The sequence below is a fragment of the Nonomuraea jiangxiensis genome (assembly GCF_900099965.1).
GTDB classification, from domain to species: domain Bacteria; phylum Actinomycetota; class Actinomycetes; order Streptosporangiales; family Streptosporangiaceae; genus Nonomuraea; species Nonomuraea jiangxiensis.
Map to the genome: position 1 here is coordinate 258,427 of NZ_FNDJ01000003.1, position 13,124 is coordinate 271,550.

Here is a 13,124-nt window from a genome sequence, read left to right on the forward strand (position 1 = left end):
ACCCTTTGGCCCGAAGGGAGTTTGCCACATCCCCGGCGCACCTCGCGGGAGTCCCAGAAAGCTCATTGCTAACAAATCCACCAGCAGCAGGACGTAAACCCCTATCAGAAAGGAGAAAACCACTCCCGAAGCGGGGTTGTCAGAGCCCGGTGGAAGACTGGGCCGCATGCACATCGTGTCACTAGCCGGGGGCATCGGCGGCGCCCGTTTCCTGCGCGGCCTGCGCGCGGCCGACCCAGCGGCCACCATCACCGTCATCGGCAACACCGGCGACGACATCACACTCTTCGGCCTGCGGGTCTGCCCCGACCTCGACACCGTGATGTACACCCTGGGCGACGGCATCGACGAGGAGCAGGGCTGGGGCCGGGCCAAGGAGTCCCACGTGGTCAAGGAGGAGCTGGCCGCCTACGGCGTGGAGCCGCAGTGGTTCGGGCTCGGCGACCGCGACCTCGCCACCCACATCGTGCGCTCCCAGATGCTGGAGGCCGGCTACCCGCTCTCGCAGATCACCGAGGCACTAACGACGCGCTGGCAGCCGGGCGTGCGACTGCTGCCGATGAGCGACGACCGCTGCGAGACCCACGTCGTGATCGAGGACGAGCACGGCCGGAGGGCCGTCCACTTCCAGGAGTGGTGGGTGCGCCTGCGCGCCTCCGTCCCCGCGCAGTCGTTCGCGCTGGTGGGGGTCGACACCGCCAGGCCCGCGCCGGGCGTGCTGGAGGCCATCGAGGAGGCCGACGTCGTCATCCTGCCGCCGTCCAACCCGGTGGTCAGCATCGGTACGATCCTGCAGGTCCCCGGCATCCGCGACGCCCTGCTGCCCAAGACCGTGGTCGGGGTCTCGCCGATCATCGGCGGCGCGCCCGTCCGGGGCATGGCCGACGCCTGCCTGACGGCCATCGGGGTGAAGACCACCGCGCAGGCCGTGCTGGAGCTCTACGGCTCCGACCTGATCGACGGCTGGCTGGTGGCCGAGGAGGACGCGAGGGTCGCCCTCGACGGCGTCCGGGTGGTCGCCCGGCCGATCCTCATGCACGATGTGGCCGCCGCCGCCGACATCGCCCGTACGACCCTCGACCTCGCCCAGGAGCTCGCCCGATGACCATGCCACACCTGCCCGCCGGCCACCCCCAGGACGCCGCCGGGCCCCGGCGGCTGGAAGTGATCGCCGTGACCGGCATCGGCGAGGTCCGGCCGGGTGACGACGTGGCGGCCCTGCTCAAGGACGCCGACGTGCGCGACGGCGACATCGTGGTGGTCACCTCCAAGATCATAAGCAAGGCGGAGGGCCGCGTCCGGCAGGCGCCCGACCGCGCGGAGGCGATCGAGGAGGAGACCGTGCGCGTGGTCGCCAGGCGCGGCGACACCGTGATCTCCCAGACCCGGCACGGCTTCGTCATGGCCGCCGCCGGGGTCGACGCCTCCAACACCGAGCCGGGCACCGTGCTGCTGCTGCCCGCCGACTCCGACGCCTCGGCCCGGCGCATCAGGCAGGGCCTGGGCGTGCGGGCGGGCGTGATCGTCTCCGACACGTTCGGGCGGCCGTGGCGCCACGGGCTCACCGACGTGGCCATCGGGGTGGCGGGCGTGCGGCCGCTCGACGACTACCGCGGCACCTCCGACGGCTACGGCAACGCGCTGAGCGCCACCGTCACGGCGCTGGCCGACGAGATCGCGGGAGCGGCCGAGCTGGTCAAGGGCAAGCTCGCCGGGGTTCCGGTGGCGATCGTACGCGGGCTGGCCCACCTGGTCACCGAGGACGACGGGCCGGGGATCAGGCCGCTCATCCGCGGCGCCGACGACGACCTGTTCCGTCACGGCTCTCGGGACGTGGTGTTCGCCCGCCGGACGATCAGGGAGTTCGCCGACCTGCCCGTCGATCCGGCGGCCGTACGCAGGGCGGTGGCGGCGGGCATCGCCGCGCCCGCGCCGCACCACACGACCCCGTGGCGGTTCGTGCTGGTCGAGTCGCCGGAGACGCGGACCAAGCTGCTCGACGCCATGCGCGAGGCGTGGATCGCGGACCTGCGTGGCGACGGGTTCACCGAGCAGTCCATCGCCAAGCGGATCAGGCGCGGCGACGTGCTGCGCAACGCGCCCTACCTGGTCGTGCCGTGCCTGGTGATGGAGGGCTCCCACACTTATCGCGACGACCGGCGCAACGCCTCGGAGCGGGAGATGTTCGTGGTGGCGACGGGCGCCGGGGTGGAGAACTTCCTGATCCAGCTCGCCGTCGAAGGGCTCGGCTCGGCGTGGGTCTCCTCCACGATGTTCTGCCGGCCGGTCGTCCGTGAGGTGCTGGACCTGCCCGATTCGTGGGACCCGATGGGGTGCGTGGCCGTCGGCCACGCGGCCGCCCCGCCCCGCGACCGCGCCCCGCGCGACCCGGAGGACTTCATCCTCACCCGCTGACCCGGTTCCCGACCCCGCTGACCGCCCTTGTGTGAATCGGCCTCGCGCTCCCGTGCTGACCGGCCTCGGAACCCGTGGTCAGCGAGCCGTTTACCGTTAGGAAAGTTTCCTTTACATTTGGAGCATCCCCCCATGTAAAGGAGCCACTTCATGAGAAGGACTCTCACGTTGGCCGCCGCGGTGGTGATCGCCCTCGCCACCACGGTGTTCAACACGGCGCCGGCGTTAGCACACGGCTATGTGAACTCGCCCCCGAGCCGGCAGGCCAACTGCGCCCAGGGCAGGGTGCCCAACTGCGGCAACATCATCTACGAGCCGCAGAGCGTGGAGGGCCCCAAGGGCCTGCGTAACTGCCACGCCAACCTGGGACAGTTCGCCCAGCTCAGCGACGAGAGCAAGCCGTGGCCGGCCGCCTCGGTGGGCAGCACGGTGACCTTCACCTGGACGTTCACCGCCCGGCACGCCACCGCCAGCTACGAGTACTACATCGGCAACACCCGGGTGGCCACGTTCGCCGGAAACGGCCAGCAACCACCGCAGACGGTCTCGCACCAGGTCAACCTGTCCGGCTACTCGGGCCGGCAGAAGGTCCTGGCGATCTGGAACATCTCCGACACCACCAACGCCTTCTACTCCTGCATCGACCTGCAGATCGGCGGCGGCGGCAACCCGAACCCCACTCCCACCCCGACCCCGACCGCGACCCGCACGCCCACCCCGACGCCGACCGCGACCCCCACCACGCCTTCCGGCACGTGGCGGGCCGGCACGGCGTACGCGGCGGGTAACACGGTGACCTACAACGGCGCCACGTACCGGTGCATCCAGCCGCACACCGCCATCGCCGGCTGGGAACCGCCCAACGTCCCGGCCCTCTGGCAGCGGGTCTGACCCGAAAGGGGGCGCCGGGCGCCCCCTTTCCTTTCAGGTCGTCGGCTTGCAGGTGGGGTGGCACAGTCTGCGGGCCAGGGCCGCCAGGAAGACGTCGATGATCTCCCCCGCCTCCTGGGCCTCGTGCAGGGAGCCGTTGGTGGCGGCGGTGACCTGGGACAGGCTCGCCCGGTCCACCCCCTTGCCGAAGGCGATGACGATGATCTGCACGGGCCGGTCCGGGTTCCACTCGCGGCGCAGCTGGTCGAGCAGTCGTGGCAGCGTGGTGCCCTTGCCGTCGTCCCGGCCCGCCGTGATCACCAGCAGCGCGTTGTTCATCTCCGCCCTGTACTGGCCGCTGACGGCGCGGAAACCGCTGAGTATCGCGTCGTAGAGCGAGCTGTCCAGGCCGGGATGCGCGGTGATCGTGCCGGTCAGCTCGTCGAGGCGGCCGCGGCGGACCACCTGCCCGGTCTCCGGCTCGTTGATCGGCCCGAGCCCCACCCGCACCTGGTACCCCTTGATCCGGCCCAGCTGGTCGGCGAACTCCCACAGGCCCATGTGCGTCGAGTCCGGGAAGAGCTGCAGCCCGATCTTGGCCGCGTCCAGCGCCACCCTGACCCTGGTGCCGCCGTTCAGCTTCTCGGCCATGTGCTTGGAGGTGTCGGTCAGGACGAGGATGTTCGTCGGCGGGGCCAGCCTGCTCCAGGCGCTGAGCGCGTCGTCGATGTCCTGCGGCGACACCGACTGCCGGGTCCGCGGGGCGGCGACGGGGATCTGAGGTCCGGGCGGGATGGGCCCCCGGGCACCGTCACCCGACCTGAACCCCGCCCGCCGGATCACCTGCTCGGCCTGCGCGCCGGTCAGCCAGCCGGCGAAGACCGTGGACGCCTCGGCGATCGCCGGGTCGGTGGCGGTGACCACGTACGGGTAGTCGAGGTTGATCGTGCCCTCGCGGGGGTGCAGCGCCACGACCGGGTCGGGCGAGGGGCTCAGGTTGTGCCGCCACACCGACTGCTCGGGGACGATCACGACCGGGCGCTGCCAGAACGTGTGGTCGTCGATCGCCGCCAGCATGCTGCGGTAGTCGGGGGCGGAGCCGGCCTGCGCCCAGCGTACGAACGCGGTCAGCGCCTTGTCCGCCTCCGGGCCGGTGCCGACGACGTCCCTGGCGGCGGCCACGGTCGCGATGCCCGCGCCGGCCAGCGACGGGTCGGGGACGCGTACGACGTCGGGCTCGTTCGCGTTGGGCGTCAGCCGTCCGCGCACGGTCGGCGGGAAGACCATGCGCCAGTTCATCTCGGTGTTGCCCACGGAGAAGCGCCGGGCCAGCGACGAGCGGGTGGCGAACACCAGCGGCGAGGTCGCCACCACGCTCTCGCCCGCGGGCAGGGCGTTCGCGCCGCGCTGGCGGGCCAGCCTGATCCAGGCCGAGGAGTCCGCGATCCACCCGTCGGGCCGCTCGCTCAGCACGCCCGCCCGGTCGCCGATGAGCGTCCGCAGGACGGTGGCCGGCGGCTGCTCGGTCACCTGGACCAGCACGCACCGGCCGCCCACCGTGGTGTTCGTCTCGTTGAACCGGCCGGCGGCCTCCATGACCGCCGGGGCGACGTCCACCGCGGCGGCCACGCTGACCAGAACAGGCTCTCGTGTGGCGCACAGCGCCCCGGCCCCGCCGAAGAGCACGACCAGGGCGCCCGCCAGTACGGCCACCACCGTGAGCCCGGCCAGCGTCCCGCGCCGCAGTGCCTTCCTGCGCCGCTGCTCCGGGAGCAGGGCGGCACGGTGTCGACCCAACCGCACGGCGAACCTCTCTCCAAGGGAGTGATGATTCTCGCAGCGAGTCCCCTGGCGGGCGCAAGTGTCTAGAACATGTTATAGCTAGGCCAGCGGCAGCACCCGTCGCACGCTCCCACACACCCCGTCGCTCGCCTCGGCGGCCCGCAGCCGCTCGGGGGCCGGATCGCCGTACTCGGTGGTGCGCTGCCGCGCCGGCCGCCCGGTGACCGCCACCATCTCGCGGAGCTCGGTGATGGTCTTGTACGAGCCGTTCTCCGAGCCCGCCATCCTGCTGATGGTCTCCTCCATCAGGGTGCCGCCGAGGTCGTTCACGCCGCCCTGGAGCACCTGACGGCACAGGTCGTCACGGAGTTTCACCCAGGAGCACTGGATGTTCTTGATCGCGCCGTGCAGCAGGATCCTGGCCAGGGCGTGCACGGCCCTGTTCTCCTGCGCCGTGGGGCCGGGCCGGGCGATGCCCGCCAGGTAGATGGGCGCGCTGGTGTGCACGAACGGCAGCAGGACGAACTCGGAGAACCCGCCGGTCTCCTCCTGCAGGCGGCGGATCAGCTTGATGTGCCTGACCCAGTGCAGGTGGTTGTCGACGTGCCCGTACATCATGGTCGAGGTCGTGGGGATGCCCACCCGGTGGGCCGTCGTGATGACGTCGACCCACTCCTTGGCCGGCAGCTTGCCCTTGGTCAGCACCCACCGCACGTCGTCGTCGAGGATCTCCGCCGCCGTGCCGGGCAGCGAGTCCACTCCGGCGTCCTTGGCCGCCTCCAGCCAGTCCCGGACGGACATGTTCGTACGGGACGCGCCGTTGATGACCTCCATCGGGGAGAAGGCGTGTACGTGCATGTCCGGCGTCCTGGCCTTCACCGCCCTGGCGATCTCGAAGTACGCGGTGCCGGGCAGGTCCGGGTGGATGCCTCCCTGCATGCACACCTCGGTCGCCCCGGCCTCCCACGCCTCCTGTGCCCGGTCGGCCACCTGGTCCAGGCTCAGGGTGTAGGCGTCGGCGTCGGTCCTGCGCTGCGCGAACGCGCAGAACCGGCATCCGGTGTAGCAGACGTTGGTGAAGTTGATGTTCCTGTTGACGACGTAGGTGACCTCGTCGCCGACGGCCTGCCTGCGCAGGTCGTCGGCGATGGCGGCCAGCTCGTCCAGTGCCTCGCCCTCGGCGGACAGCAGCGCCACCGCCTCGGCGTCGGTCAGGCCGGTGGGATCGGCCTGGGCCCGCCGGAGCGCACCGCGTACCTCGCCCGGGGTCACGGCCCCGGCCCTCGCCCCTCCCACGGCACGGGAACCGCCTTCCTGCGCGCCGCCCACGGCATGGGAGCCGTCCGCGCCGGCCGGTGCGGCGGCATGGGAACCGTCCTCACCGGCCCTCGCCCCGCCCGCGGAGCTGAAGCCGCCGGCCGCTGCCCCCGTGGGATCCGGGGCCGCCGAGGTCGGGGCGCCGGCGTCGAGGCGGTCGCGCAGGGCCTGCCAGTCGCCGTAGACGTGGTCGAAGTCGTCCCGGCGGTCGTGCGTGCGGCCCGACGTGTCCACCTCCACGTGCAGGTCCACCCGCCCCGCGGCCACGAACCCGCCGTCCGGCTCCTGCCACGGCCGCCCCTCCAACACGGCGTCCTCCCTGGCCAGCCCCGTCTCGGGGTCCGCCAGGGCGGCCACGTGGCCGAACAGCCGGGGGTCCAGCCAGGGCTCGCCGGCCAGTACGTACTCGGGATAGATGGTCAGCCGCTCGCGCAGCCGGAACCCCGCCGCGCCGGTGCGGGCCGCCAGGTCGTCGATCTGCGGCCAGGGCCGTTCGGGGTTGACGTGGTCGGGGGTCAGCGGGGAGACGCCGCCCCAGTCGTCGATGCCGGCCCGGATCATGAGCGCGTACTCGTCGTCCACCAGGTTGGGCGGCGCCTGGATGCGGGCCCGGGGTCCGAGGACCAGGCGGGCGACGGCGATGGTGGCGGCCAGCTCCTGGAGGTCCGCGTCGGGCAGCCCGCGCATGGCCGTGTCCGGCTTGGCGCGGAAGTTCTGCACGATGACCTCCTGGATGCCGCCGTACTCCCGCGCCACCCGCCGGATCTCGAAGATCGACTCGGCCCGGTCCGCGACGGTCTCGCCGATGCCGATCAGAATTCCGGTGGTGAAGGGCACGTTCGTACGGCCGGCGTCCTCCAGGACGCGCACCCGCACGGCCGGGTCCTTGTCCGGCGACCCGTAGTGCGGCTGCCCCTTCTCCTCGAACAGCCGCCGCGACGTCGTCTCCAGCATCATCCCCATCGACGGCGCCACCGGTTTGAGCCGCTGCAGGTCACGCCAGGTCAGCACGCCCGGGTTGAGGTGCGGCAGCAGCCCGGTCTCCTCCAGCACCCTGATGGCCATCGCCCGCACATAGGACAAGGTGTCGTCATAGCCGTGCGCGTCGAGCCACTCGCGGGCCTGGTGCCAGCGGTCCTCCGGCCGGTCCCCCAGCGTGAACAGCGCCTCCTTGCACCCCATCGCCGCCCCCTGCCGGGCGATGTCCAGCACCTCGTCCGGGCTCAGGAACGGCGCGGGCAGCTTGTGCGGCGCGGTGGCGAACGTACAGTAACCACACCGATCCCGGCAGAGCCGGGTCAACGGGATGAAGACTTTCCTGCTGTATGTGATCACCCCTGCCCGGCCGACGGCCAGGAGCCCCGCGTCGCGTACGCGGGAGGCGTGGTCAAGGAGGGTATCGAGATGCTCGCCCCGGGCCTGCAACAGCACGGTCGCCTCGGTGACGTCGAGGGCCTTGCCGTCCCTGGCACGGGCGAGAGCACGGCGGAGCGCGGAATCAGAGCTCATAGAGGCACAGTACGTCGGGCTGAGTTCACGCCGCGCACCCAGGGACCGAAACTCAGAACGATCTGTAGTCCCGGACCGGCATCCGCGGCCCGCGCGCGGGCGGGCGCAGCCCCGTGAGCCACACGTAGACCGACGCGCGATGCCGGTGTCCCCGATAGGGCTCCAGCAGCCGCAACATCCCGGGATCGTCGGTCTTCTCCCCGGTCAGCGCGTAGCCGACGAGCTTGGCCAGGTGGAAGTCGCCCACGCTGACGGCGTCCGGGTCGCCGAGCGCCCGCTGGCGCACCTCGGCCGACGTCCACACCCCGATCCCTGGCAGGGCGCGCAGCAGCCGGTCGAGCTCCGCCGTACCGGCCGCCGCCTCGAGCTTGGCGGCGTGCCAGGCGGCGGTCGCGATCGTCCTGGCCCGTACGGCCTCGGCGCCCGCCCGGTGCCAGTGCCAGCTCGGGATCTGCCGCCACACCACGGCCTCGGGCACGACCCGCATGCCCTCGGGCGCGGGCCCCGGCGCGGGCTCGCCGTAGTGGTGGAGCAGCCACCGCCAGGCCCGCCACGCCTCCCGCCCGACGACCTTCTGCTCCAGCACGGCGGGAACGAGCGCCTCCATGACCCGCCCGGTCCGTCCGATCCGCAGGCCCGGATTTTTCCTGACAGCATCCGCCAGGACGTCGTGTCGCACGACAAATCCGGCATCGTCGTCGTACGCGCCCAGCAACCCCGGCAACGCCTCCAGCGCCCATCCGGCCCCGGGCCCCCACGCCTGCCCGAGCACCTCCCCGCCCTTGACGTTCACCCTGAGCGTGCTCGGCCCGTCGGGAGTCCTGGAAGTGCGCCACACGGCGCCGTCAGCGGTCTGACGCCAGGTGGGATCCCCGCTGCCCCGCTTGTGCGGCCCCAGGGTCAGCCCCACGTCCAGCGGCCCGCCGGGCATCCACCTGCGCTCTTCCACCCGTACAGTGTGCCGCGCCCGCGGGACCCCCGAGCCCCTGCCGACGGGCTGAAGTGGCCTCAGACGTCGCTGGAGTAGCGCAGCGCACGCTCGGGCAGCTGGATCCCCGGCCAGACGCGCACCCCGTGCTGCAGCTCGTTCCCCGGCCCCACGATCGCCCCGTCCCCGATCACCGCGTCGCGCACCACCGTGCCCGCGCACACCCGCGCCCCCGCGCCCACCACCGAGTCCGTCACGCAGGCCCCCGCCTCGATGACGCAGTCGTCGAGCAGCACGGAGCCCACCACCGAGGCCCCCGCCCCGATCACGGCCCGCGCGCCCACCGTGGTGCCCCCCTGAACCTTGGCCTCCGGCGAGAGCTTGGCCCCTTCGAGCGCCAGGTGCTCACCGGTCGGCCCGGGCAGCGCCGGCGAGTCCAGCCGCCCCAGCACCAGGTCCCGCGACCCCCGCACGAACGCGGCCGGCGTGCCCACGTCCAGCCAGTAGGTGCGGTCGGCGTAACCGAGCACCAGCTCCCCCGCCTCGATCATCCCGGGGAACGTCTCCCGCTCCACCGACACGACCTCTCCCCGCGGGATCTGGTCGATCACGGACCGGGTGAACACGTAGCACCCCGCGTTGATCCGGTTGGTCACCGGATTGGGGGTCTTCTCCAGGAACGCGGTCACCCGCCCGGTCTCGTCGGTGGGCACGCATCCGAACCGGGTGGGATCGTCCACTTCTGTCAAATGGAGCGTTACAGCCGCCTGCCGTGCGCAATGGAGGCGCAGTTGGTGGCCGATGTCGTGCCCGGAAAGGACGTCCCCGTTCAGAATGAGCACCGGGTCGGAGGGGCCCGACGTGAGCGCCTCCGCGGCGTTGCGGATCGCGCCCCCGGTGCCCAGCGGCGTCTCCTCCGTCATGTATTCGAGCGAGAGCCCGAACGCCTCCCCGTCGCCGAAGGCCGGCTCGAACATGGCCGCCTTGTACGAGGTCGCGAACACGATCCGGCGTACGCCGAAGGATCGAGCGCGGGCGAGTTGGTGGGCGAGGAACGGCACTCCGGCGGTCGGCAGCAGCGGCTTGGGCGTGCCCAGTGTCAGCGGACGCAGGCGCGTGCCCTGGCCCCCGACCAGGAGGATGGCCTCAAGGTCTGGCAAAGAGCTCTCCATCACTCCGTGAGGTTACCGAACTATTCGATGGCGCGTTGATAAGAGCTGAGATGCGCCTCGGCCGAGGCGTCCCACGTGAATTCGCCCGCCCTGGCCAACCCCGCCTGCCGCAGCTGCCCCCGCCGCTCGGGAGAGGACAGCAGCTGCCCGAGCGCCGAGGCGATGCTGTCGGCGTCCGGCTCAGTGTAGGCCACGGCATCCCCGCCGACCTCGGGCAACGACGTACGGTGAGTCGTCAGCACCGGCGCGCCGCAGGCCATGGCCTCCAGCACCGGCAGCCCGAACCCCTCGCCGCGCGAGGGGAAGGCCACCACGAGCGCCCCGCCGAGGAACCCCGGCAGGTCGGGCGCGCGCAGAAAGCCGGGCCGCACGACCCTGACGGTGGCCTCGACCTCGCGGCAGGCGGCGTCCACGTCGTCTTCGTGCACGCCACCGCCGAGCACCAGCGCGGGCGGCTGGTCCAGGGACTTGACGGCGGCGGCGAAGCCGCGGATGAGGTTGGGAACGTTCTTACGGGGGTCCAGCGCGCCCAGGAAGGCGACGTACGACTGACCGTGTAACCCGCATCGCGAGGCGGCCCTGCGGACCTCCTCCTCGCTCGGCGGGTGGAACTGCGCCAGGTCCACCCCGTGGTAGGCGACGTCGATGCGGGTCGGGTCGGCGGCCAGCACGCGGACGAGCTCGTCCCTGGTCGCCTTGGACGGCACGATCACCCGCCGGGCATGGCGGACGGCGGTGCGGGTGGCGGACCTGAAGAACGACGCCCGCGGGCTGTGGCGGTCGTCCTCGGTGAACCACGTGGCGTCGTGCACCGTCACGACGGTCGGCACGCCCGCGCGCAACGGGATGGAGTAGTAAGGAGCGTGGATCACGTCGGCGCCGACCTGGCGGGCGAGCAGCGGCAGCCCGGTCTGCTCCCAGGCGAGGCGGGCGGCCCTGTTGGTGATGGCGACGGGTCCTGTGAGGACGTGCGCGGAGGGCGCGAGCAGCCGATATCGTTCGGCATCGGCTCGTTGGCAGACCACCGCGAGGTCCGCTCCGGCCCGGTGGAGCGCGGCCACGAGCCCGTCCACATATCGGATCAACGCACCACGGTCCGCCGGGACCGCCGCCGCGTCGACAAGCACTCGAGGCATACGTAGATCTCTCCCCTCAAGATCGACGTGGGACCGGTCGTCCCCCTCTGAAGTTCAGCTTATGACCAGCCTCCCCTAAATCGTGGGCCAAATCACACGGAGTCGCGACGCGCAGCAATTCCCGCCAGACCGGCGCAGATCAGGTCTCCCAGAATGATGACGATGCGGGATGAAAGGGCCACCGCAATGGCGGAGCCGCGGTCCAGGTGGGGTGCCAGCACCACGACCATCACGGCTTCCCGCACGCCCGCGCCCGCCGGAACGACGAAGGTCATGATGCCCAGGCACCACGACAGCGCGAAGGCGCCGACCGCGAAGATCAGGCCGCCCTCGGGGGCGACGAAGTACAGGTGCACGCCGTAGGCCGCCCAGCCCGCCAGCGCCCAGCCGAGGGCGGTGAGCATGCCGCGCCGGGTGAGCGGGTGGTCCAGCGGCTCGCGCTTGAGCCGGCGCAGGACGTGGCCGATGAGGCCGTTGACGACCCTGGGTTCGAGCAGGACCAGGAGCGGCGGGATGAGCAGCAGCAACCAGCCGTAGCGGTCCCAGCCGAGCGTGACGAGCGTGACCAGCAGGCCGGTGGCCAGCTGGATGGGCATCATCAGGAAGAACGCCGCCGCGCTGCGCGGGCGCGGCACGCCGAGGTCGCGGCCCATCTCCATCTGGGCGAGCACGGGCCAGACGGCGCCCGGGATGTATTTGCCGAGCTGGCCCACGAAGAACACCTTGGCGGCGGGCCGGAGCGGCAGCGGCGAGCCGAGGTCGGCCAGCAGGGTACGCCAGGTGAGCATGGCGCCGAGCAGCGCGGCGATCACGGCGGCCAGAGACCCGGCCAGCGCGGCCCACGACAACCGGGCGAACCCGGCCACCACCGCGTCCCACTCCGAGGCCACGGCCCACCCGCCGAACCCGAGCGCGACCAGCAGAAACCCGAACCGCAGCACCTTACGCGCCACCGAACGCCGCGACACGCCGGCCTCCGCCCCGGGCGACACGGCGGGCTCCTCCCCGGACTCCTCCCCCGGCGACACGGCGGGCCCCTCCCCGGGCTCTCCGCCGCGCGACAGTGGGGGCTCCTCGGCGGGCGCGCGTCCGGGGCCGGTGGCGCTCACAGCGGCCGCACCCGCTCGGGCGGCTGCGGCAGCGCCGCGCCCACGGGACGCCTCGGGGTCTTGGTGGCCACCCACAGGTAGGTCGGCACCACCGGCAGCAGCAGCCTGAGCACCCCGCGCGGCATCCCGGCCAGCACCGTCCGCACCACCCGGCCCAGCGCCCCGGGGAACAGCTCACCCCCGGCGAACCGGGTCGGCGTGGCCAGCACGGGGAAGGTGTAGTCCCACACGTGGAAGGCCCGCAACATCCTGCGCAGCCCGCGCCGCGTCCTGAACCGCTCGTAGTAGTGGTCGGCCCGCCCGAAGGCGCGCACGTAGCGGTCGGCCAGCGCCGGCGGCAGGTAGGACAGGAAGGGCAGCTTGTAGTGCGGCTCCATGACCCCGAGCCGGTTGCCGAGCCCCAAATAGAGCACCCCGTCGTCGGACAGCACCCGGTGCATCTCGGCCACCACCGCGTCGGGGTCGACCACGTGCTCGTAGATGTGGTTGAACACCAGCACGTCCACCGAGCCGTCGGGGAACGGCAGCGCCGTGCCGTCACCGCACACGAACGCCACCCGCTCACCGAACCGGTCGGCCGCCTTGCGCAGCCCCGGCACGTCGATGTCGATGCCCAGTGTGTGCCCCGCCCCGGCCCGCGCCAGCTCGTCGGCGATGAACCCGGCCGAGCAGCCCACGTCGCCCACGGTCAGCCCGCCGAGCGGCCCGTGGAAGTGCTCAAGCACCGCGATGATCTTCGCGGCCTTGCGCCTGCGCTTCTCCTCGTCGAGCATGGCGGACTGGAACTCGCTGTATTCGAGCTGCGCGACGCGTTGCTTCCCCACGTCGCACAACAGTACCGACCGGTCCGGCACGCCGGGGACGATCGCCGTGTTCCCTGGTCTAC

Annotated in this window: 10 protein-coding genes; 3 read left to right on the forward strand and 7 right to left on the reverse strand. The window is 72.1% G+C overall.

Annotation, left to right across the window (positions count from 1 at the left end):
* Positions 1-166: 166 nt before the first annotated feature.
* The 3 genes from cofD (at position 167) to BLS95_RS07490 (ending at position 3,306) form a co-directional block, all read left to right on the forward strand.
* Positions 167-1,105 (forward strand): 2-phospho-L-lactate transferase, encoded by a 939-nt coding sequence (cofD, locus tag BLS95_RS07480; protein WP_090930141.1) that lies wholly within the window; start codon positions 167-169, stop codon positions 1,103-1,105.
* Positions 1,102-2,415 carry a coenzyme F420-0:L-glutamate ligase gene (locus tag BLS95_RS07485; protein WP_245764902.1) on the forward strand — a complete coding sequence of 438 codons (1,314 nt, stop codon included), beginning with the start codon at positions 1,102-1,104 and terminating at the stop codon, positions 2,413-2,415. The genes cofD and BLS95_RS07485 overlap by 4 nt, the downstream gene beginning before the upstream one ends.
* 150 nt (positions 2,416-2,565) lie before the next feature.
* On the forward strand, positions 2,566-3,306 hold the full coding sequence (locus tag BLS95_RS07490; protein WP_090930142.1) for a lytic polysaccharide monooxygenase: 741 nt from the start codon (positions 2,566-2,568) through the stop codon (positions 3,304-3,306).
* Between the two features lie 33 nt (positions 3,307-3,339).
* On the opposite strand, the gene BLS95_RS07495 is transcribed toward BLS95_RS07490, so the two are convergent.
* From BLS95_RS07495 to BLS95_RS07525, 7 genes are all read right to left on the reverse strand, one after another.
* Positions 3,340-5,088, reverse strand: a complete 1,749-nt coding sequence (locus tag BLS95_RS07495; protein WP_090930143.1) for a substrate-binding domain-containing protein — start codon at positions 5,086-5,088, stop codon at positions 3,340-3,342.
* A 78-nt stretch (positions 5,089-5,166) separates the two neighbouring features.
* Positions 5,167-7,893 carry a bifunctional FO biosynthesis protein CofGH gene (locus BLS95_RS07500; RefSeq protein WP_090930144.1) on the reverse strand — a complete coding sequence of 909 codons (2,727 nt, stop codon included), beginning with the start codon at positions 7,891-7,893 and terminating at the stop codon, positions 5,167-5,169.
* Between the two features lie 52 nt (positions 7,894-7,945).
* Complete coding sequence (locus BLS95_RS07505) at positions 7,946-8,842, reverse strand: DNA-3-methyladenine glycosylase family protein (protein ID WP_245764903.1); 897 nt, start codon at positions 8,840-8,842, stop codon at positions 7,946-7,948.
* A 59-nt stretch (positions 8,843-8,901) separates the two neighbouring features.
* Positions 8,902-9,981, reverse strand: a complete 1,080-nt coding sequence (gene manB / locus BLS95_RS07510) for a mannose-1-phosphate guanylyltransferase (RefSeq protein WP_245764904.1) — start codon at positions 9,979-9,981, stop codon at positions 8,902-8,904.
* Positions 9,982-10,013: 32 nt separating this feature from the next.
* On the reverse strand, positions 10,014-11,129 hold the full coding sequence (locus tag BLS95_RS07515; RefSeq protein WP_090930147.1) for a glycosyltransferase family 4 protein: 1,116 nt from the start codon (positions 11,127-11,129) through the stop codon (positions 10,014-10,016).
* A gap of 92 nt (positions 11,130-11,221) precedes the next feature.
* A complete protein-coding gene (locus BLS95_RS07520) occupies positions 11,222-12,238 on the reverse strand; it encodes a lysylphosphatidylglycerol synthase transmembrane domain-containing protein (protein ID WP_245764905.1) in 1,017 nt (338 codons plus the stop codon).
* On the reverse strand, positions 12,235-13,062 hold the full coding sequence (locus tag BLS95_RS07525; RefSeq protein WP_090930489.1) for a class I SAM-dependent methyltransferase: 828 nt from the start codon (positions 13,060-13,062) through the stop codon (positions 12,235-12,237). The genes BLS95_RS07520 and BLS95_RS07525 overlap by 4 nt, the downstream gene beginning before the upstream one ends.
* Positions 13,063-13,124 lie beyond the last annotated feature (62 nt).

Bases quoted from the DNA above. Each gene is read 5' to 3' on its own strand.
- cofD (WP_090930141.1), top strand. From the start codon at position 167: ATGCACATCGTGTCACTAGCCGGGGGCATCGGCGGCGCCCGTTTCCTG.
- BLS95_RS07485 (WP_245764902.1), top strand. From the start codon at position 1,102: ATGACCATGCCACACCTGCCCGCCGGCCACCCCCAGGACGCCGCCGGG.
- BLS95_RS07490 (WP_090930142.1), top strand. From the start codon at position 2,566: ATGAGAAGGACTCTCACGTTGGCCGCCGCGGTGGTGATCGCCCTCGCC.
- BLS95_RS07500 (WP_090930144.1), bottom strand. From the start codon at position 7,893: ATGAGCTCTGATTCCGCGCTCCGCCGTGCTCTCGCCCGTGCCAGGGAC.
- BLS95_RS07515 (WP_090930147.1), bottom strand. From the start codon at position 11,129: ATGCCTCGAGTGCTTGTCGACGCGGCGGCGGTCCCGGCGGACCGTGGT.